The organism is Ensifer sp. ENS11 (assembly GCF_014851895.1).
Classification (GTDB): Bacteria; Pseudomonadota; Alphaproteobacteria; order Rhizobiales; family Rhizobiaceae; genus Ensifer; species Ensifer canadensis.
In genome coordinates this window covers 102,971-123,438 of the sequence record NZ_JACVAN010000015.1, presented here as the reverse complement: position 1 = coordinate 123,438, position 20,468 = coordinate 102,971, and the positions used below count along the sequence as shown (strand labels likewise).

Below are 20,468 nucleotides of genomic sequence, written 5' to 3'. Positions count from 1 at the left end.
AATGCCCAAGGGTATCGAGATCCGCGAAGCGCATTTTCCGGGGCGCGCCCCGATCGATGCCTATGGCAATGGCGGCTTCCGCTTTGCCGATATGTCGCACCGCGGCTCCGTGCTGATGCTGCCATCGGGCGTCTATGCGTGGGACGTTGTTGAAGGCGATCCGTTGTTGGTCGAGAAGTTCCAGCGCGTGCTGGACGAAGCGAGTGACATCGAGGTGCTGTTGGTCGGCACCGGCCTCGATATCCGGCAACTGCCGGCCGAGCTGAAAACGGCCCTGCGTGCATTGAACATCTCGTCCGATCCGATGAGCACGGGAGCAGCTGTCAGAACCTACAACGTGATGCTGGCCGAAGCGCGTGCGGTCGCCGTCGCGCTGATTGCCGTCTGATCGCGGCCAGGGGAAGACTTGCGTGCAAGACATTGATGCCCAGATCCTGACCGACCTCAGGGACACGGATCGCGACCGTTACCTCGCCTGTCTGCTGGCGCCGGTGGCCAGCCAGCCGTCACTCGCTCCGCTCTATGCCTTCAACGCCGAGCTCGCCCGCATTCGCGAACTCGTGCACGAGCCCATCCCCGGTGAAATCCGAATGCAATGGTGGCGGGAGCTGTTGGAGAACGAAGCGGCGACGGGCGAGGGGCATCCGCTCGCGCGGGCGTTGCTCGCGTGCATTCGTAAGCATCGGCTTCCGATCGCTGTATTTCAGAACATGATCGATGCACGGATCTTCGACCTCTACGATGATCCGATGGAGGACAGGGCGGCGTTCGAAGGTTACGCCGGCGAGACCGCCTCGGCGCTCATTCAGCTGTCGTCGCTCGTCCTCGATCCGCAGAACGCCGCAAGGTCTGCGGAGGCAGCCGGTCATGCCGGCGTCGCGCAGACCGTCGCAGGCCTGCTTCTGCTCCTGCCGCAACATTCCCGCCGCGGCCAGGTCTATCTGCCGGCCGAGCTTCTGCGAGCAACCGGGCTTGACCGCGAAGCGCTGCTCGCCGGAGAAGACGGGCAAGCAATCGGGCGGGCGATCCGGGCCTTCGCCGGTTTCGGCCGCGATCATCTGGCCAAGGCGCGCGCCCGGCTCGACACGATCTCACCCGACAATTTCGCCGCCTTCGTTCCCCTGGCCCTCGCCGAGCCGATCTTCAATCGCGCGGATGCTGTCGGCGCAGAGTTGCTGCGCAATCCGATAAGGCCGGCGCAATGGCGGCGGCAGTGGTGGATGTGGTGGGCGAGCAGGCGCAAGCGGTTTTGAAGCCGGCCGCGCAAATGTGTTCAATGGCTTTGCTATAACGACCTGCACAAAAACCAGAGCTTGAAGCGAAGTCAAACGTTAGCGAAAGATGGCGGCGCGCTTTGGTGCCGAGACCTGCGCGGCATGTTGTAGGCCAGCTAGCCACGGCACGAGGCTGGTCAAATTGGCGCAAGGCTCGCATCGTATAAACACACCCTATCGACTCATTACCGACTTAGGGGGCCTGTCTGATGCTCTGGCTGCTTTTCATCATCATCGCCATTCTCGCCGGCGCCTTCTACATGTGGATGAACGCACGGGCCGAGCGGGATTGGGACGATCCGGATGCTGGCTCGGCAATGGTCGAGTTCGGGCGCGCCTTTCCGGACGAAGCGATCCGTGCACTTCATTCGACGGCGGACCGCAAGGCAATTTTTCTGCGGCTGCATGACGGCAAGGCTGGTTTCATCCAGTCGCACGGCACGCATTATGTCTGCCACGTCATTCAGCCGGGAAAAGTCCGGGTCAACAGTTCGGACAGCGGCCGCGGTCTGATTGTCCATTTCCCTGATTTCGCCTATCTCGACAACGCGTTCGAATTTCACAACGCTGCCGAGGCGGCCGAGGTATCGTTGTGGCTGTTGGGCAGTTTCAGCCCGAAGTCCGAGTTTACGGCAGACGAGGCAAATGTGCCGTCTTCGGCGCAGGCGAGCGAATAGCCGGCGCTCCGCTAGCAAACGCTGCGGGCATTCATGACATCAGTTTAGTTCTGTAAAAGGAAAGCCCTCGCAAACCGGAGTGGATCCGGTTTGCGAGGAAATGTTTGGCTCTCAGGCGCATCCGTTCAGCCAGGCGGCGCAGTCGCCGAGCGCTCGGGCGGCCGTGGCCTGTTTCTTCGCTGCGGCCTTTTCCTTGCCGCGGAAGCGCTTGGCGCCTTCGGGCTTGATGATGGCGCCGGGTTCCAGCGGCGGGAACAGGCCGAAGTTGACGTTCATTGGCTGGAACGAACGTTTGCCCGGCTCGTCGTCGGAAACGATGTGACCGCCGGTGATGTGGTTGAGCAGCGCGCCGAAGGCCGTCGTTGCCGGCGGTGCAGCCAAAGTTTCACCCTTGCGTTCCGCCGCGGCGAACCTGCCGGCCAGCAAGCCGATGCTTGCGCTCTCGACATAACCCTCGCAGCCAGTGATCTGACCGGCAAAGCGCAGGCCTGGCCGCGACTTGAGAGTTAGTGTGCCGTCGAGCAGGGTCGGCGAGTTGATATAGGTGTTGCGGTGCAGGCCGCCGAGGCGCGCGAACTCGGCGTTCTCGAGACCGGGGATCATCCGGAAGACTTCCGCCTGCGCGCCATACTTCAGCTTCGTCTGGAAACCGACCATGTTGTAGAGCGTGCCGAGCGCATTGTCCTGACGAAGCTGGACGACGGCATAGGCCTTGACCGTCGGATTGTGGGCGTTGGTGAGCCCCATCGGTTTCATCGGTCCGTAGCGAAGCGTCTCGCGTCCGCGCTCCGCCATCACCTCGATCGGCAGGCAGCCATCGAAGTAAGGCGTGCCTTCCCACTCCTTGAAGCCGGTCTTGTCGCCGGCCACGAGTGCGTCGATGAAGGCGTTGTACTGCTCTTCGTTCATCGGGCAGTTGATATAGTCCTTGCCCGTACCGCCGGGGCCGACCTTGTCATAGCGTGATTGGTACCAGCAGATGTCCATGTCGATCGTCTCGGTATAGACGATCGGCGCGATGGCGTCGAAGAAGGCAAGCGCATCAGCGCCCGTTTCCTGGCGGATCGATTCGGCGAGATCAGGCGCTGTCAGCGGACCGGTTGCAATTACTGCAAGGTCCCATTCCTTCGGCGGCAGGCCGCGGATTTCTTCGCGTACCACGGTGATCAGCGGATGGCCGTCGATCGCCGCGGTGACGGCGTCGGAGAAGCCGTCGCGGTCGACGGCAAGCGCGCCGCCGGCCGGAACCTGGTTGGCATCGGCCGCCTTCATGATCAGCGAGCCTGCAAGGCGCATTTCGGCGTGGAGTACGCCGACGGCATTGCTGGTCGCATCATCGGAGCGGAACGAGTTGGAACAGACGAGTTCGGCAAGGCCGTCCGTCTTATGTGCATCGGTGCCGCGGACGCCGCGCATCTCGTGCAGCACGACCGGAACGCCGGCCTCGGCGATCTGCCAGGCCGCTTCGGAGCCGGCAAGGCCGCCGCCGATGACATGAATGGGAGAGTGGGAGGAGGTGTCTTTGCTCATGGTCGGCTTCCTACCATGCTCGTCCTGTCGTTCCAACCGTCGTTGCGCCGGGAACAAACGAAAACGGCGCCTGAAGGCGCCGTCTTGGAAGTCTGGTCGTTCGTTCCGATTAACGGAAGGAACGCGATGCGATGTTGCGGATATCGTAGCGGGTGATGCCGATGTCATTGAGAGCGTGGTTCGACAGGTTGCCGAGCTCGCTAACGGTGCGGCGGTAGTTAATCCAGCTTTTTGCGATACGAATCGGGTTCATGACTTTTTCCTCAAGATCGGTTTGTCGCGACAGCCATCTGTCTGCGTCGTTGAGGTTCTTATACGCTTGTCTAATTGGAAGGTGGAGTGCAAAGAAAATGCAGCTGCTATGCATTTGTGCAGTGCATCGCCAAATTGCTGGGCAACATTTGCACCCGCTCGAAAACGCGCCATCACTTAAAGATTGATTAAAGTGCGTGCGCGGCCCGTTAAGGATTTGTAATCGCGCTATTTTCTGCGCGGATGCCCGACGGTGTCGCCGCGGTTCCCAGCTTCAATCCAGGCACGATTGCTTGGCTATAAGCAGAACTCGATCGGTGACGCGCTTTCGCAATTGCGAAGGTGATTTTGCGGCAGCATTTCGACAACGAAAAACGCCCCCCGGAATGAACCGGAGGGCGTTGGTAATGTCCGGCGCGCTGCGCGAAGCAGCGCTCCTGGAATTACTTGATGGCCTGACGTGCAACGTACTGGATGTCGCCGCGGCCGATGCCGAGGTCGCTCAGTTCCCGGTCGCTCATGCGGCCGAGTTCGTTGCAGGTCTGACGATACTTGCGCCAATTGTTGAAAGAGCGTGCGAGGTTCATGATCCTATCCTTTCTAGGGTCGTGTGCCAGCGCTTATCTCTCGGCTGGCCGTCATCTGATGACCCGAAATATAATCGATTTTAGCAGAAGTTACAGAGATAATGCTGCATCGCACCCATGCAGATATTGCAAGTCTCATTGTGGCCGGGATGTCGACGCCATACCACCAATGTGCTGCCGGATGCCGACAGAACCGTAAGAGACTGCAGAGAGAAGAGGATGGCTGAATCAAACAACGCCCGCTGGGGGAGGAGATCCAGCGAGCGTCGTTTTATTCTGATCGGCAACTGGGAGGAGGAGTGCTGCCAATCCAAATCGAGGGGCGCTGGGAGGAGGAGTGCGCCGCCCCGATCGATGAGTTGAAGGTACTTCAGTCTGCCGAATTTGGGTAGATCAGTTGCCTCATGGCACCTATGCATGCGGCGCATACCTCGATGTGAAGTCGACAGATATCTGCGCAAATATTGTGCAATTGCTTCGCTTGGTCGCGATGGATGAAAAACGGGGGGGCTGAAAAGAAATAACGCCCGCTGGGGGAGGAGGTCCAGCGAGCGTCATTGAAGGTGATTGGCAACTGGGAGGAGGAGTGTTGCCAATCGTATCGGAGGGGCGCTGGGAGGAGGAGTGCGCCGCTCCGAATTCCATCGAACTTTCGTCCGGGTCTTTCCCGGCACTCCGGGGCGGTTGACCATTGCCGCTAGCGTCCGCTTGGCTGTTTGCCTTCGTTCGCTTCTGATGATTTGAATATAGGGTGTTTAAATCGATTTGTGCAGTGCAATATCCGCATGGAAGATATGCGCATTGCGCAAGCCGTCAGATCCTGGCGGACCAACGTCTGGTCCGAGCGATCGAATGGTTGTGTTTTTCCGCCATTGCGTGATTAGGTAAGCGCCTCGGTTTTTGTCTTCAAGGGCAGGGCCGCCGAAGGAGGTGGGGCAGCATGTATCGCGGTCGTCTGGAAAAGGACTTCAAGCATTGGGTTGGCATGGGGCTTCTGCCGGAGGCTTCCGCGCGACAGATGCTTGCGGAGTATGATGGTCGCGAATCCACCTTTCGGGCGGGGCGTGTTCTGCTGGTGCTCGCCGCCCTGCTGCTGTCGGCCTCCGTCCTGCTGCTTGTCGCGGCCAATTGGGAAGCACTGCCGCGTCTTGCCCGCCTGATCGGTATTGTCGCCTTGATCTGGGGCTTTCATCTTGCCGGTGCGTTGCTTCTCCGGCGAGGCAATGGCGGCCTGGCCGCGGCGGCTCTGGTGCTGGCGGCGATGTCGTTTGGTGCCGGCATTGCCCTGGTCGGGCAGATGTATCATCTCTCGGGTGATGCAGCCGATGCGATCCTGCTCTGGATCGCCGGCGCTTGCGTGACGGCGCTCGCCTTTCGATCGGCGGCTGTCACAACAGTGTGCGGCGGGCTGGCCTGGGCCTATTTCCTGACGTTGCTGTCGGAGGGCGGTTTTGGCGATATCGTCGAATGGCAGACCTGGCTCGTCCCGGCGCTCGCCATCCTCGTGGTCATTCTGGTGCGTGTGACGGATGCAGGTCGCGCGCGGCACCTCGCCTATCTTCTCGTCACGGGATGGCTGATTTGGCTCTATATCGAGAACTCGTCCTTGGGTTTTGCCGGCACGCTGGCAGGCGGCGGCATTGTCGCCTTCCTTGCGGCAGCCATGCCGGGCTCGCCGCTTCGCCCCATCGCGCTTGAAGCCGGCTCCGCGCCCGCATTCTATTCCTTCGCCTTGGCACTCATCGGTTTCTCGGTGCTGCAGTTTGAAGCTGACGGTTTGACCAGTGAAGTGGCCGCCGGCGCGGCCGTGCTCATCGTCGCTCTGCTTGGGATCGCACTTGCCGGCGCGCAGAACGGGGCAGTGCGTTACCTCGGTTATGCGGCGTTTGCTGGTGAACTTCTCTATCTCGCATTCGAGACGCTGGGCTCAATGCTCGGAACCTCGGGCTTCTTCCTGATTTCCGGCCTGCTGGTGGCGGCGATCGCCTGGCTGGTGATCCGGATCGAAGGGCGCCTGATGCGGACGCGACGCGAGGAGGTTTCGCCATGACTGGTCTCTCGCCAAAGCGTCGCTGGTTGCCGCCGCTCATCGCCGCGCTGATTGCCGCCGTCCTTCAGACGGCAGCGCTTGGCTACATGGTCGAAAGCCGGGCTTCGATCCTGCGCAACGGCAAGGAAGTCCTGCTGAAGACCGTGCCGGTTGATCCGAGGGATCTGCTGCGCGGCGACTACGTCATCCTGAGCTATGACATTTCCTGGCTGCCGCCGGCACTTTTCAAGGACGGATTGCCGACGGCGCCGGCGGAAGCGACGGTTTTCGTGCGTCTGGCAAAACAACCGGACGGCTTCTGGGGTGCGGCGCAAGCGTCCTTCAAGCCCCTTGCGCCGACGGATGACAGTGTCGTGCTTCAATCGCAACCGTTCACCTATTACCCTTCGTCGAGTGAAAACCCGTCATCGATAAACGTCGCATATGGCATCGAGCGATTCTATGTTCCGGAGGGCGAGGGCCGGGTGCTGGAGCAAGCGCGCAATGCCGAGGCGCTTTCGGTCAATGTTCGCGTCAATAATGCGGGGCGCGCACAGATAAGGCAGATCGCCGTCGAAGGCACGCCTGTCTACGAAGAGACGCTCTATTGACCGCTTGCTGCGGGATCGGATCGATCTGTCGTGGGTAACCGCATTTTCCCTTTGATCCCGCGAAAACGAGTGATATAGAGACGCCGCGCTCGGGAAAGCCCTGAACCTCAGCATGCCCATTCTATCTGCGGTATTTCCGTTGGTTGGTCTTGCGGGAATACGATCAGGCGGTGCGATTGTCTGAACGCGGGTATGGTGAAATTGGTAGACACGCCAGATTTAGGTTCTGGTGCCGCAAGGCGTGGGAGTTCAAGTCTCTCTACCCGCACCAAGACAAGCATCGCGCCAAAAGTCCGGATTCTGCTATGATGAAGGGGGCTGGAGTGCCATTTTGCTTGCAAAACGGTTACGGAACTGCGTAAAGCCACTCCCGGCAAATGGATCGGCTCACGTGCTCGCCAGACCTTTCTAAGGGGAAGAGCACAGTCAACGTGAAATGAAGGTTTGAACATGCAGGTTATCGAAACGCTCGCTCAAGGGCTGAAGCGCGAACTCAAGGTCGTTATCCCGGCCAAGGACATGGAAGCTCGGATGAACGAGCGTCTGGCCGAAGTGAAGGACCGTGTGAAGATCAACGGCTTCCGGCCGGGCAAGGTGCCGTTCGCGCATCTGAAGAAGGTCTATGGCAAGTCGATCATGGCAGATCTCGTCAACGAGATCGTCCGCGAAAAGCCGACCGAGATCCTTTCGGGCCGTGGCGAGAAGTCGGCGACCCAGCCGGAAATCGCGATGACCGAGGACGAGTCCGAAGCCGACAAGATCCTCAACGCTGAGGCTGACCTCGAGTTCACCGTCGCTTACGAAATCATCCCGGCGATCGAACTCAAGGACGTCAGCGGCATCAAGGTGACGCGCGAAGTCGTCGAGATCGCCGAAGACGAAGTCAACGAGCAGATCCTGCGTATCGCTGAAAGCGCTCGCACCTACGAATCGAAGAAGGGCAAGGCCGCCAACGGCGACCGCGTCACCATCGACTACCTCGGCAAGGTTGACGGCGAAGCCTTCGACGGCGGCAAGGACGAAGACGCAGAACTCGTTCTCGGCTCCAACCGCTTCATCCCGGGCTTCGAAGAGCAGCTCGTCGGCGTCAAGGCTGGCGACGAGAAGACCATCACCGTGACGTTCCCGGCCGATTACCCGGCAGCGAACCTCGCTGGCAAGGAAGCCACCTTCGACATCACCGTCAAGGACGTTGCTTCGGCCCAGGACATCGAAATCAACGACGAACTGGCCACCAAGCTCGGCCTCGAATCGGCTGACAAGCTGAAGGAAATCGTTCGCGGCCAGATCGAGAGCCAGTACGGCTCGCTGACCCGCCAGAAGGTGAAGCGTCAGATCCTCGACCAGCTCGACGAACTCTACCAGTTCGATACGCCGGAGCGCCTCGTCGAAGCCGAATTCGAAAACATCTGGCGTCAGATCAACACCGATCTGCAGCAGGCCGGCAAGACCTTCGCTGACGAAGAAACCACCGAAGAAGAAGCACGCGCCGAATACCGCAAGCTCGCTGAGCGTCGCGTTCGCCTCGGCCTCGTTCTCTCGGAAATCGGCGAAAAGGCCGGCGTTCAGGTCAGCGACGACGAACTGCAGCGTTCGCTGTTCGAACAGCTCCGCCAGTTCCCGGGCCAGGAAAAGCAGATCCTCGACTACTTCAAGAACACGCCTGGTGCCGCCGCTTCGCTGCGCGCTCCGCTGTTCGAAGAAAAGGTTGTCGATCACCTGCTCTCCGAGATCTCGGTAACCGACAAGACGGTTTCCAAGGAAGAGCTGACGGCTGACGACGAAGAAACCGAAGGCAAGGCTGCCAAGAAGGCTCCGGCCAAGAAGAAGGCCGCTGCCAAGGCTGACGCCGCTGAAGGCGAAGAAGCCGCTGCTCCGAAGAAGAAGGCTCCGGCCAAGAAAAAGGCTGCTGACGACAGCGCCGAGTAATCACTTCTTCGATTGCTTACAAATTGAGGCCCTGCCGTTTACGGCGGGGCCTTTTCTGTTGGGGAAATGTTTGTCGTGCGTGGTGGGTGCACAGAGACGTTTTGCTTTACCGAAGATCGAGCAGCAACGCCCGGTGATCCGAGACTTCCGGTTGTTCGACAACGTCGAAGCTGATGACATCGACATCCGGCGTGGCCAGCATGTAATCGGCGTAACGCCCTGATTTGCCGTAGTGCGATGTGCGTGTATCCGTGTGACCTCGACCGGTGACGAGATCGGACAGGCCGAGACTGCCGAGCGCCGCAAAGGTTGCGCTTTCAGGCAGGACATTGAAATCGCCGCAGACGACGAGCCTTTCGTTTCCGGGCCAAATGCGGCCGATAAGTTGTACCAGCGCATCCGCCTGCGCCTGCCGCTCCGGCGTGTCGCCCTTGCCGTTCGTGGTCCGCAGGCCGTGCATCTGCGCGATGGTTATGGAAAAGCCATGCTCATAGTTGAAGAGGCGGAGGCAGTGGGCATTTCGGGCGCGCGGATGTTCGCCCCAACCGTCGGGCGAAAACTCGCCATGGACGAAATCGAGCGCCTGGCCGATGACGGGAAAGGATTTGCGCACGAATGTCGCCAATCCGAATTCGGAATGGACCATACGATCGCCATCGGAAAGCTCGCCTCTCGACGTCGGGCAGAAATACCCGTCATGATCAGGCAGGGCTGCGCAGATCTCGTCGAAGAGATTGGCGCGCTGCGGCAGCTCGACATCGCGATCGCGGTAAAGGAGCCACTCTGACCTCGTCTCCGGAGAGCGCACGACCTCCTGCAGACACAGGATGTCTGCGTTGACTTCGACAAGATACGGTATCAGCGGCGCATGCAGCTTGCCGCCCCAGGCATTCAGGGAGAGGATGCGTAGTGCCATGCTCAATCGCTCGCCAAAACACGGCCCGACGATGCGCAGCATATTCGGGCCGTATGCGTGAAAACGAAGCCCAGGCCGATCACTTGATGCCGTTCTCAAGTGGCCGGATTTGGCGACGTCAGGGCGGCGAGGCTATCTGATTCGCGGCGGTTTGTTCGGGGCCGACCTGGCCGGCCTCGCGGCATTTTAAGCCGTCGGCTTGATCTCGCCCATGCGGTTCCAGGCGTCGAGGCCGGCAATCTTGTAGGCTTCGGCAAGCGTCGGATAGTTGAACGTGTTCTCGACAAAGTACTCGACGGTGCCCTTGAGGTTCAGCACGGCCTGGCCGATATGAACCAGCTCGGTCGCGCCTTCACCGAGGATGTGCACGCCGAGCAGGCGGCGCGTCTTTAGCGAAAAGATCATCTTCAAAAGACCGGAGTCGAGCCCCATGATGTGGCCGCGCGAGGTTTCGCGAAAGCGCGCAATGCCGCATTCATAGGCAATGCCGCGCTCCTTGACCTCCTCTTCTGAAAGGCCGCAGGTGGAGATTTCCGGAACGGCATAGATGCCGTAAGGGAAGTATTTTTGCGGCTCCATGGCGATGGCGCCGACTGCGACGCGAGCAGCAATGCGTCCCTGTTCCATCGAAGTCGAGGCAAGGCTCGGGAAGCCGACCACGTCGCCGGCGGCGTAGATGTTGGGCACTGAGGTCTGGAAGGTTTCGGGATTGACCTTGAGCCGACCGCGGCTGTCGGCTTCGAGCCCGGCGGCCGGAAGATTGAGCGTGTCGGTCGCGCCCATGCGGCCGGCGGCAAAGAGCACCATGTCGGTCACGATCCTGCGGCCGTTGTCGAGCGTCAGCAGAACCTTACCATCGTCGAGCCGTTCGACCTTTTCCGCCTTCTGCCCGAGATGGAGTTTCATGTTGCGGTCGCGCAATTGATAGGTGAAGTCCTCGACAATCTCCTTGTCGATGAAGTCGAGCATCGTCGTCTTCGGGTCGATCACCGTCACTTGCGTGTCTAGCGCACTGAATATCGTCGCATATTCGATGCCGACGACGCCGGCGCCGATCACCACGAGCGAGCGCGGCAACTGCGAGATATCGAGCAGCTCGTCGCTGTCGAGCACGGTCTTGCCGTCGAAGGGCATGTAGTCCGGACGGAATGGCTTCGTGCCGACGGCAAGCATGATGCTGGTCGCCGAAACGAGCAAAGTCTCGCCGTCGTCCTTGACCACTTCAAGCGTGGTCTGATCGACGAAACTTGCCTTGCCGCGCATCTGCTGCACGCGGTTGCGGGCAAACTGGTGTTCGAGAACCTCAACCTCATGATTGAGGGTGATGATCAGTCGCTGGCGCAGATCCTCGGCGCTGATCTCCTCCTTGACGCGGTAAGAGCGGCCGTAAAAGCCGCGTTCGCGCCAACCCGAGAGATTGAGCGCCGTTTCGCGCAGGGTCTTCGACGGGATCGTGCCCGTGTGCACGGAAACGCCGCCGACGCGTTTGCCCTGTTCGATGACGAGAACCTTCTTGCCGAGCTTGGCGGCCTGGATGGCGCCACGGCGGCCGGCGGGTCCGCTTCCGACGACGATGAGATCGAACTGGTTCATGGGCATTTCCGTAAAAAAGGAAGAATCGTTGTGCGCTGCGAAAAGTCTCGCTCGCATGCGTCTATATCGTCAATCGCACAGTTTGATGAAGTGGTTTTCGTCTTTGAAACCTGTTGGGTGCGAATATGACGAAATACGCGTATGCTCGATGACCCAATAGCATACCGGTGCATGGAATTCATGCGGGCATGGGAGGTCTTCTATGGCGTTCGACCTGATGAACGAGCCAAGCTCGGACTATTCGCGCACCACGGAACCGCCGCATGGGGAGGACAGGCAGGGCGTGATCGCCGCTGCGGTCTACGAAAACGGCGTGCGCATCCAGGACATTCAGGTGGAAGATGCGAGCAAATGGCGAAACCGCCCGAATGCCGTCATCTGGATCGGTCTCCATGAACCGGATGCTGCGTTGCTTCGCCAGGTGCAGCGCGAGTTCGATCTGCATGACCTGGCGATCGAAGACGCCTGCAAGGCGCATCAACGTCCTAAACTTGAGATCTATGGCGATTCGATTTTCGTCGTTGCCCGCACCGCTCATATGGTCGGAGTCGAAATCGCGTTCGGCGAAACGCATCTCTTCGTCGGGCGCGGCTACGTCGTCTCGGTTCGCCACGGCGCCTCGACCTCCTATATGGCCGTGCGGCAGCGATGCGAAGCGTCACCCGCTGCCCTTGCTCATGGTGAGAACTATATCCTGTATTCGATCCTCGATTTCATCGTCGACAATTACATGCCGGTAATCGAGGCCATTCACGAGGAAGTCGAACGGCTCGAGGATCGTCTGCTTCGCCAACGGCTGGAGAAGGCGGATATCGAACGGCTCTATCTGCTCCGGCGCAACCTGCTCAGGCTTCGCAATGCCGCCGTGCCGCTGGTCGATGTCTGCCGGCGGCACGAGCATATCGATCTGCCCGGCATGGAGGCGGCACTGCAACCGCTGTTTCGCGATGTGACCGACCATGTCCGCCGCGTGCAGGAAGATATCGATGCGTTGCGCGAGGTTCTGGCCTTCACCTTTGAAGCCAGCTTGATGATCGGCCAATCCGAGCAGACGGAGATCTCCCGCAAGCTTGCCTCCTGGGCAGCTATCCTTGCAGTGCCGACGGCAATTGCCGGTATCTACGGGATGAACTTCGACGACATGCCGGAGCTTAAATTCCGCTACGGTTATTTCGTGGTGCTGGCCGTGATCATCGGGCTCTGCCTGACGCTGTATCGCTTCTTCCGCCGCGCCCGATGGCTTTGATTGCAAAGCCCGGCGGCTAGAGCATTTCCAGGAAAAGTGCGAAGCGGTTTTCCATCAGGAAATGCGTAAAAAAGCGTTTGTGCGATTCCGTCCAAATCGGAAACGCTCTAGAAGAGGCGCAGCCCCTTCAGGCTTACATGGCCGTCCTTGCCGATGATGATGTGATCGTGCACCGCAATGCCGAGCGGCTTGGCTGTCTCGACGATCAGCTTGGTCATGTCGATATCCGCCCGCGACGGCGTGGGGTCGCCTGAGGGGTGATTATGCGCAAGGATGATCGCGGTTGCCGACAATTCGAGTGCGCGCTTGACGACCTCGCGCGGATAGACAGGCGTGTGGTCGATCGTGCCCGTCTGCTGGACCTCGTCGGCAATCAACGCATTACGCTTGTCGAGGAATAATATCCGGAATTGCTCCTTGGTCTCATAGGCCATAGCCGCGTGGCAATATTCGATCACCGCCGACCAGGACGAGAGAATGTGCTTCTTGCGCAGGTCACTCTTCAGCGTTCGGTGCCCGATCGTCGAGACGAGCTTCAGGTCGAGCGCGACCGATTCGCCAACACCCTTGACCTCCTGCAGCAACGGGAGCGGTGCGCCGAATACACCGGCAAGCGTGCCAAAGCGCGTCAGCAGCGCCTTGGCAATCGGCTTGGTATCCTTGCGCGGGATAAGCCGGAACAGCAGCATTTCGAGGAGTTCGTAGTCGGCAAGCGCGGCGTCGCCGTGCTCGCGATACCGTGTTCGCAGCCGATCACGGTGGCCAAGATAGTGCGCCTCGACCGCCTGAGCTGCCGCGTCTGAGACATGCGCGTCCTGCGGCTGCAGATCCGCAAAAAACGACCGTTCGTCCGCCGGCTGCGTCGCATCGCCTGCGGATGAGCGGGAGTTTTTCTTCATGCGGCGCCCATGGCGGCCATGTCAGGCTTGAAGAGGCCGGCCGGCGAGAGCGTGAAGATCTCGCAGCCATCAGCCGTGACGCCGACCGTATGCTCGTACTGCGCCGAGAGAGAACGGTCGCGTGTTACCGCCGTCCAGCCATCGGCAAGCACCTTCACGTGCGGGCGACCGAGATTGATCATCGGCTCGATGGTGAAGATCATGCCTTCGCGCAGTTCCGGCCCCTCGTTGGCGCGGCCGTAATGCAGGATGTTGGGAGCGTCGTGGAAAAGCCGGCCGACGCCGTGTCCGCAGAAGTCGCGTACGACCGAGCACCGTTCGGCTTCGGCATAGGCCTGGATGGCTTCGCCGATCGCGCCGGTGCGGGCGCCAGGACGCACGGCGGCAATGCCGCGCATCAGGCACTCATGCGTCACGTCGAGAAGCCGCTCGGCGGCACGTTTGATCTCGCCGACCGGATACATGCGGCTGGAATCGCCGTGCCAGCCATCGATCACATAGGTCACGTCGATATTGACGATATCGCCGTCGCGAAGCGGCTTGTCGTTCGGAATACCGTGGCAGACAACGTGGTTGATCGAGGTGCAGGACGACTTGGTATAGCCGCGGTAGTTCAGCGTTGCCGGAAGCGCGCCGTTGTCCATGCCGAACTCGAAGACGAAGCGGTCGATCTCCTCGGTCGTCACCCCGGGCCGAACGCGCGACACCAGTTCGTCGAGGCAACGCGCCGTCACCTGACAGGCCTTGCGCATACCTTCGAACCCCTCCGGTCCGTAGAGGCGGATGACGCCGGTGTTCTTATAGGGCGCGGCCCCTGCCTCGATGTAAGTCACCATTCCAGAACTTTCAGTTGTTTCCTGTCGAATTTCATAATCCAGCAGGGGCAGCCTCGTCCACTGCCGTGCACCTTGAGGGACTGATATAGGGCGCAGCGCACAGTATTTCGCAGCCGCGATCTTCCGCTAAGCAGATCGGCAAGCCTAACGCGGATCAATGCCTGCGCCTATCCGTAGAATGTTGCAGGTTGCTAAGGGTTGGCGATGCCGTGCGTGCCAAATCGGTAACTCAGGCGAAGTTGCGAATAGCGCTGGCACCTGCCTCATCGATTGCGATCAAGCCGATCGGTGCTATCTCGGAGGGCGATACCAGGCATTTCACCGCATAGGCCTCGACACCTCTGGTCATGGCACGATCGAAGGCAGCGGCATATACAGGGTCGTAGTCGCGGCAGATCTGCAGGTGATCGCAATCGCTGCGCTGCACTAGGTAGACCATGATCGCGCGATGGCCGGCTTCGACCATGTCTCCCAGTTCTTCGAGGTGCTTGGCGCCACGTGCAGTCGGGCTGTCGGGAAACTCGGCCACGCCAGGGTTGCGACTGAAATGCACATTCTTCACCTCGACATAGGCAAGACCGCGCAGGCTGTCGCTCAAGAGAATGTCGATTCGCGAATTGCGCCCGTATTTCTGCTCGCGGGCGAGGTTCTCGTAGAGATGAAGGTCGGCGACAAGTCCGAGCCGAATGGCCTCTTCCGCCAGACGGTTGGGCAGGCCGGTGTTGATGCCGACCAGCGTACCATCCGCCTCGACGATTTCGAGCATCTGCCGGTACTTGCGCGTCGGGCTATCATGCTCCGACATCCAGATGCGCGAACCCGGCGTCGTCAGTCCGCGCATCGACCCGGTGTTGGGGCATGAGCCGGTCAATGCCGTACCATCGGCGAGGAGAGCGTCGAATAGAAAGCGTTTGTAGCGCTGCACGAGCGTGGCGGGCACGAGTGGCCGATCGAAAATCAAGATCTGTTCACACTTTGGTCAGGCGCGGGCGCGCACATAGGAGCCGGGCGCCTCTTCCAGCGTGTTGAGCGTGCCGCCGGGCTTGCGCGCGGGCACGCGCTTCTTGTCCAGCTTTTCGATCCACTGATGCCAGTGCGGCCACCAGGACCCGGGGGTCTCCGTGGCCGTTTTGACCCAATCGTCGAACTCTCCCTTGGGAGGACCGCCGGTCCAGAACTGGTACTTGCCCTTGTCCGGTGGGTTCACGACGCCGGCGATGTGGCCCGAGCCGGAAAGCACGTATGTGACCTTGCCACCGAAGGAGGAACTGCCGAGGAAAACGGAGCGCGGCGGAGCGATATGGTCTTCCTTGGTTGCCAGGTTGTAGATCGGGATCTTGACGTCACCCAGCGATACCTGCTTGCCGGCCAGCATCATCTCGCCCTTCGACAGACGGTTTTCCAGGTAGCAGTTGCGCAGGTAGAACGAATGGTTGGCCGCCGGCATCCGGGTCGAATCGGAATTCCAGTAGAGCAGGTCGAAGGGCAGGGGCTCCTGCCCCTTGAGGTAGTTGTTGACGAAGTAGGGCCAGATCAGTTCGGAGGCGCGCAGCATGTTGAACGCGGTCGCCATTTTCGAGCCGTCGAGATAGCCGGCCACCCGCATGTTGGCTTCCATCTGGCTGATCTGGTCTTCGTCGACGAAGACCATGAGATCACCGGCGTGAGTGAAGTCGACCTGGGTGGTAAACAGCGTTGCCGAGCGGATGCGCTCGTCGCCCTCTGCGGCATGGAGCGCCAGTGTTGCGGCCAATAGCGTTCCACCGACGCAATAGCCGATGGCATTCACGTCCCGTTCGCCGGTCGCCTGTTCGACGGTGTCGAGCGCAAAGCCGATGCCTTCGCGGGCATAGGCTTCCCAATCCTTGGCCGCATGCCGCTCGTCCGGATTGACCCAGGAGATGACGAACACCGTGTGTCCCTGATCGACCGCCCACTTGATGTAGGATTTCTGCGGGTTGAGGTCGAGCACGTAGAACTTGTTGATCCAGGGCGGGCAGATCAACAGCGGACGCTTGAGCACCGTTTCCGTCGAGGCCTCGTACTGGATCACCTGGCAGACGTCGCTCTGCGCGACCACCTTGCCGGGGGTGATCGCGATGTTTTCGCCGATCGCGAATTTGCTGGTATCGGTCTGGCGCATCCTGAGATCGCCGCGACCGGCCACCACGTCCTCGGCAAACATTTGCATGCCCTTGACGAGATTGGCGCCGCTCGTCGCAACCGTTTCCCGGTAGAGCTGAGGGTTGGTGGTGACGAAATTGGTCGGAGAGAGCGCACTCGAAATCTGCCTGACGTAAAAGGCAGCCTTGTGTTTGGTGTGGTCGTCCAGCCCTTCCGCGTCGCGCACCATCTTGTCAGCCCAGTCCGACGTGATGAAATAGGCCTGCCGGACGAAATCGAAGAACGGGTTTTTTACCCAGTCCTCGTCGGCGAAGCGCTTGTCGGTGCGCTGCAAGCTCACGGGATCGGTGGCGACAACATCACCGGACATGCGATGCAAGGTTCGAGACCACATCTCGAAGAAACTGCCCATCAGATGGGTCTGGGCTTCGAGCGTCCGGCGTGGATCGGAAAGCCAATACTCGGAAACCCTGGAGAGGGTTTTGACCATGTCGGTGACAGGTTCGGAGAAGACGTCGGATTTTTCGCCGGTTTCGCGCGGCGCAAGCCAGGCTGAGGCCGCCTTGCCGAGCTGCTCCATTGCGCGGGCAAGGTTGACCGCGAGGCCTTCGGGATCCTTGACGATGTAGGGTTCAACGGACTTCGGGTCGAAGCCAGCAAAGCCGTCCTTGCCTTCGGCATTCCTGTCTGCTGTCACCCGGTTTCCTCCACAGCATCTTGTTTGTTTTGTATTTTTACATTCTGCCCGAAAATGATTACAAGGGCTAGCGCATCGTCGCGCCACGAAAACAGAGGTCTTTGCCAGTATGCTCGCCGTCGGAAAACAGCGCTCCATCACCTGGGTTGCCGGGATCATTCTCCTCGGCACGCTTGCGGGCTGCAACAGCCAGAAGACCGATTTCGAAAATTATCCCTCCGTCTACGGTCAGAAGCCTGCGGCAACGCAGCAGATGACCAATCAGGAAGCCGCCGATATGCAGGCGCGGCTGTCCGCGCTCGGTGCCGCGCGCAAATCCGGCTCCATCTCCGAAGCGGAGTATCAGCGTCGCATGAAGGAAATGCGAAAGCTTGCCGAAGACCACGGCTCCGACACGTTGAAACAGATCACGAATTAGCACTTGCGTTTCAGGTGATTTGGACGCAAAGCGTTCAATGGCCGCAATGACGGCCGTTCACCAAAGCGCATGTTTTCGCGACGGCCAACCGCTGGCGGATACGTGCGCCAAACGAGGTTTGGAGATGGAAGAGTTTCACAAAGTCCGGCGTTTGCCGCCTTATGTTTTCGAACAGGTCAACCGTTTGAAAGCAAGCGCGCGAGCGGCCGGTGCTGACATCATCGACCTCGGCATGGGCAATCCGGATCTTCCCACTCCGCAGTCGATTGTCGACAAGCTCTGCGAGGCCGTTCAGGACCCGCGCACGCATCGTTATTCGTCGTCGAAGGGCATTCCCGGGCTGCGTCGTGCCCAGGCCGCCTATTACGCCCGCCGCTTCGGCGTCAAACTGAACCCGGACACGCAGGTCGTCGCCACCCTTGGCTCCAAGGAAGGCTTTGCCAACATGGCTCAGGCGATCACCGCGCCGGGCGACGTGATCCTGTGCCCTAATCCGACCTATCCGATCCATGCCTTCGGCTTTCTGATGGCCGGTGGCGTCATCCGCTCGATCTCGGTCGAGCCGGACGACACATTCTTCGGGCCGCTGGAGCGCGCCGTTCGCCATTCGATCCCGAAGCCGCTGGCGCTGATCCTCAATTACCCGTCGAACCCGACGGCGCAGGTTGCGACGCTCGATTTCTATAAGGAAGTCGTGGCATTCGCGAAGAAGCACGACATCATCGTCTTGTCGGATCTGGCCTATTCGGAAATCTACTTCAACGATGCGCCGCCACCATCCGTGCTCGAGGTGCCGGGCGCGATCGACATCGCGGTCGAGTTCACCTCGATGTCGAAGACGTTTTCCATGCCCGGTTGGCGCATGGGCTTTGCCGTCGGCAACGAGCGGTTGATCGCGGCGCTGACGCGCGTGAAGTCTTATCTCGACTATGGTGCGTTCACGCCGATCCAGGTTGCCGCCACCCAGGCACTTAACGGTGACGGCAGCGACATCGCCGAGGTCCGCAACATCTACAAGCGCCGTCGCGACGTGATGGTCGAAAGCTTCGGCAAGGCCGGCTTCGACGTGCCGCCGCCGGCAGCCACGATGTTTGCCTGGGCCAAGATCCCGGAGAAGTTCCGTCATCTCGGATCGCTCGAATTCTCAAAGCTGCTTGTAGAGAAGGCCGATGTGGCCGTAGCGCCGGGCATCGGCTTCGGCGAGCAGGGTGACGACTATGTGCGTCTGGCGCTCGTCGAAAACGAGCACCGCATTCGTCAGGCGGCACGCAATATCAAGAAGTTCCTGTCCACGGCTGACGAGACGATGCACAACGTCATCTCGCTCAACGCGCATCGGTAAAAGACGGGGGCGTGCCAGGCGCGCGCCCCTACCGCAACGGCCCCGCCGTTCTGGCGGGGACCCTCACATGTTAGGAAATGGCTATGGCAGATGCCCTCAAAATTGGCATTGCGGGCTTGGGTACCGTCGGTGCCTCGCTCGTGCGAATCCTCCAGGATCGTCACGAGATGCTGGCAACGACATGTGGCAGGGCAATCGAAATTACAGCCGTAACGGCGCGTGACCGCTCCAGGGATCGTGGAGTCGATCTGTCGAAGACCACCTGGTTCGACGATGCCGTCTCGCTCGCTGCCAATGCCGATATCGATGTCTTCATCGAATTGATGGGCGGTTCCGGCGACCCGGCCTATGCTGCGGTCAAGACGGCGCTCGGCCGTGGTATCCATGTCGTCACCGCCAACAAGGCGTTGCTGGCAGCACATGGCATCGAGCTTGCGGCCATTGCCGAGAACAACGGCGCGCTGCTCAACTACGAAGCTGCCGTTGCTGGCGGCATTCCCGTCATCAAGGCGCTGCGCGAATCCATGACCGGCAACACGATCTCGCGCGTCTACGGGATCATGAACGGCACCTGCAACTACATCCTGACGAAGATGGAGAAGGAGGGTCTGTCCTTCGAGGCCTGCCTGAAGGAAGCCCAGAGGCTCGGCTATGCTGAGGCCGACCCGGCCTTCGACATCGAAGGCAACGATACCGCCCACAAGCTATCGATCCTGACGAGCCTTGCCTTCGGCACGGCGATTGCGGCCGACGACATCTATCTCGAAGGCATCACCAATATCTCCATCGACGATATCAATGCCGCGGCCGATCTCGGATACCGGATCAAGCTTCTCGGGGTCGCCCAGCGCACCGAAAGCGGCATCGAGCAGCGCGTACATCCAACGATGGTTCCCTATGATTCGGTGATCGCTCAGGTCGATGGCGTCACCAATGCGGTCGCGATCGAATCCGATATTCTCGGCGAGCTGCTGATGGTCGGTCCGGGTGCCGGCGGCAACGCGACGGCGTCGGCCGTTCTCGGCGACGTCGCCGATATCGCCAAGAGCCGCCCTGGCGCCCAGCATGTGCCCGCATTTGGTCGTCCGACCAATGCGCTGCTGCCTTACAAGCGCGCGCAGATCCAGAGCCACGAAGGCGGCTACTTCATCCGCCTGAAGGTCGTCGATCGCACAGGCGTCTTTGCGAGCATTGCTTCGCGCATGGCCGAAAACGGCATTTCGCTGGAATCGATCATGCAGCATTCCAAGCACCCGAAGGAATCGGACGAGCCGCAGACGATCATTTTGGTGACGCACGCGACCGCCGAGCATTCGGTGCGCGATGCGATCGTCGCGATCAAGAGCGAGGGCTATCTGGTCGGCGAGCCGCAGGTGATCCGCATCGAGCGGCCGAAGGCAGCCTAGCTCAAGGTGCAAAGCTGTTGAGAACGGGCCCCATCGACCATTGGCGTCGGTGGGGCCTTTTTCATGCCGGGTTTTGCGTGCGCGCATTGTTCGCTAATAACG

At 60.3% G+C, this 20,468-nt stretch carries 19 protein-coding genes and 1 tRNA gene; 11 read left to right on the top strand and 9 right to left on the bottom strand.

The window, feature by feature from the left end; translation table 11 throughout:
- Nucleotide 1: 1 nt before the first annotated feature.
- The 3 genes from IB264_RS24420 (at nt 2) to IB264_RS24410 (ending at nt 1,951) form a co-directional block, all read left to right on the top strand.
- Nucleotides 2-388, top strand: a complete 387-nt coding sequence (locus IB264_RS24420; RefSeq protein ID WP_025426865.1) for an Mth938-like domain-containing protein — start codon at nt 2-4, stop codon at nt 386-388.
- A gap of 22 nt (nt 389-410) precedes the next feature.
- On the top strand, nt 411-1,253 hold the full coding sequence (locus IB264_RS24415) for a phytoene/squalene synthase family protein (protein ID WP_025426866.1): 843 nt from the start codon (nt 411-413) through the stop codon (nt 1,251-1,253).
- 230 nt (nt 1,254-1,483) lie between these two features.
- A complete protein-coding gene (locus tag IB264_RS24410) occupies nt 1,484-1,951 on the top strand; it encodes a hypothetical protein (RefSeq protein ID WP_025426867.1) in 468 nt (155 codons plus the stop codon).
- Nucleotides 1,952-2,062: 111 nt separating this feature from the next.
- Here the strand turns inward: IB264_RS24410 and trmFO are convergent, their stop codons facing one another.
- The 3 genes from trmFO to IB264_RS24395 all read right to left on the bottom strand — a co-directional run bounded on the left by trmFO (nt 2,063) and on the right by IB264_RS24395 (nt 4,320).
- On the bottom strand, nt 2,063-3,481 hold the full coding sequence (gene trmFO, locus IB264_RS24405) for a methylenetetrahydrofolate--tRNA-(uracil(54)-C(5))-methyltransferase (FADH(2)-oxidizing) TrmFO (RefSeq protein WP_025426868.1): 1,419 nt from the start codon (nt 3,479-3,481) through the stop codon (nt 2,063-2,065).
- Nucleotides 3,482-3,590: 109 nt separating this feature from the next.
- Entirely contained in the window at nt 3,591-3,734 is a 144-nt protein-coding gene (locus tag IB264_RS24400) for a DUF1127 domain-containing protein (RefSeq protein WP_065781539.1), read from the bottom strand.
- Between the two features lie 442 nt (nt 3,735-4,176).
- Nucleotides 4,177-4,320, bottom strand: a complete 144-nt coding sequence (locus tag IB264_RS24395) for a DUF1127 domain-containing protein (RefSeq protein ID WP_067698887.1) — start codon at nt 4,318-4,320, stop codon at nt 4,177-4,179.
- Nucleotides 4,321-5,260: 940 nt separating this feature from the next.
- On the opposite strand from IB264_RS24395, the gene IB264_RS24390 reads away from it, so the two are divergent.
- From IB264_RS24390 to tig, 4 genes are all read left to right on the top strand, one after another.
- Nucleotides 5,261-6,370, top strand: coding sequence for a DUF2157 domain-containing protein (locus tag IB264_RS24390; protein ID WP_025426869.1), 1,110 nt, complete (start codon nt 5,261-5,263; stop codon nt 6,368-6,370).
- Entirely contained in the window at nt 6,367-6,960 is a 594-nt protein-coding gene (locus IB264_RS24385) for a GDYXXLXY domain-containing protein (protein ID WP_025426870.1), read from the top strand. Before IB264_RS24390 ends, IB264_RS24385 begins: the two co-directional genes overlap by 4 nt.
- Nucleotides 6,961-7,146: 186 nt before the next feature.
- Nucleotides 7,147-7,231 (top strand) — tRNA-Leu (locus IB264_RS24380).
- 179 nt (nt 7,232-7,410) lie between these two features.
- Nucleotides 7,411-8,889, top strand: coding sequence for a trigger factor (tig, locus tag IB264_RS24375; RefSeq protein ID WP_025426871.1), 1,479 nt, complete (start codon nt 7,411-7,413; stop codon nt 8,887-8,889).
- 106 nt (nt 8,890-8,995) lie between these two features.
- On the opposite strand, the gene IB264_RS24370 is transcribed toward tig, so the two are convergent.
- Both IB264_RS24370 and sthA read right to left on the bottom strand, forming a co-directional pair.
- Nucleotides 8,996-9,805 carry an endonuclease/exonuclease/phosphatase family protein gene (locus IB264_RS24370; protein WP_025426872.1) on the bottom strand — a complete coding sequence of 270 codons (810 nt, stop codon included), beginning with the start codon at nt 9,803-9,805 and terminating at the stop codon, nt 8,996-8,998.
- Nucleotides 9,806-9,991: 186 nt separating this feature from the next.
- Nucleotides 9,992-11,398 (bottom strand): Si-specific NAD(P)(+) transhydrogenase, encoded by a 1,407-nt coding sequence (sthA, locus tag IB264_RS24365; protein WP_025426873.1) that lies wholly within the window; start codon nt 11,396-11,398, stop codon nt 9,992-9,994.
- A gap of 217 nt (nt 11,399-11,615) precedes the next feature.
- Here sthA and IB264_RS24360 point away from each other — a divergent pair, with 217 nt between their 5' ends.
- The gene (locus IB264_RS24360; protein ID WP_038576918.1) at nt 11,616-12,644 is read left to right on the top strand and encodes a CorA family divalent cation transporter; all 1,029 of its coding nucleotides are present in this window, start codon (nt 11,616-11,618) and stop codon (nt 12,642-12,644) included.
- A gap of 107 nt (nt 12,645-12,751) precedes the next feature.
- Here IB264_RS24360 and radC read toward each other — a convergent pair whose 3' ends face one another.
- The 4 genes from radC to phaC form a co-directional block, all read right to left on the bottom strand.
- Nucleotides 12,752-13,543, bottom strand: coding sequence for a DNA repair protein RadC (radC, locus tag IB264_RS24355; RefSeq protein ID WP_025426875.1), 792 nt, complete (start codon nt 13,541-13,543; stop codon nt 12,752-12,754).
- A complete protein-coding gene (map, locus tag IB264_RS24350) occupies nt 13,540-14,379 on the bottom strand; it encodes a type I methionyl aminopeptidase (protein WP_025426876.1) in 840 nt (279 codons plus the stop codon). The genes radC and map overlap by 4 nt, the downstream gene beginning before the upstream one ends.
- Before the next feature lie 229 nt (nt 14,380-14,608).
- Entirely contained in the window at nt 14,609-15,340 is a 732-nt protein-coding gene (gene sfsA, locus IB264_RS24345) for a DNA/RNA nuclease SfsA (protein WP_025426877.1), read from the bottom strand.
- Between the two features lie 18 nt (nt 15,341-15,358).
- The gene (phaC, locus tag IB264_RS24340) at nt 15,359-17,200 is read right to left on the bottom strand and encodes a poly(3-hydroxyalkanoate) polymerase subunit PhaC (protein ID WP_192434238.1); all 1,842 of its coding nucleotides are present in this window, start codon (nt 17,198-17,200) and stop codon (nt 15,359-15,361) included.
- A gap of 109 nt (nt 17,201-17,309) precedes the next feature.
- On the opposite strand from phaC, the gene IB264_RS24335 reads away from it, so the two are divergent.
- From IB264_RS24335 to IB264_RS24325, 3 genes are all read left to right on the top strand, one after another.
- The gene (locus IB264_RS24335; RefSeq protein ID WP_025426879.1) at nt 17,310-17,618 is read left to right on the top strand and encodes a hypothetical protein; all 309 of its coding nucleotides are present in this window, start codon (nt 17,310-17,312) and stop codon (nt 17,616-17,618) included.
- Between the two features lie 124 nt (nt 17,619-17,742).
- Entirely contained in the window at nt 17,743-18,960 is a 1,218-nt protein-coding gene (locus tag IB264_RS24330) for an LL-diaminopimelate aminotransferase (RefSeq protein WP_025426880.1), read from the top strand.
- A gap of 83 nt (nt 18,961-19,043) precedes the next feature.
- Entirely contained in the window at nt 19,044-20,366 is a 1,323-nt protein-coding gene (locus tag IB264_RS24325) for a homoserine dehydrogenase (protein WP_025426881.1), read from the top strand.
- The last annotated feature ends 102 nt before the right edge of the window (nt 20,367-20,468 follow it).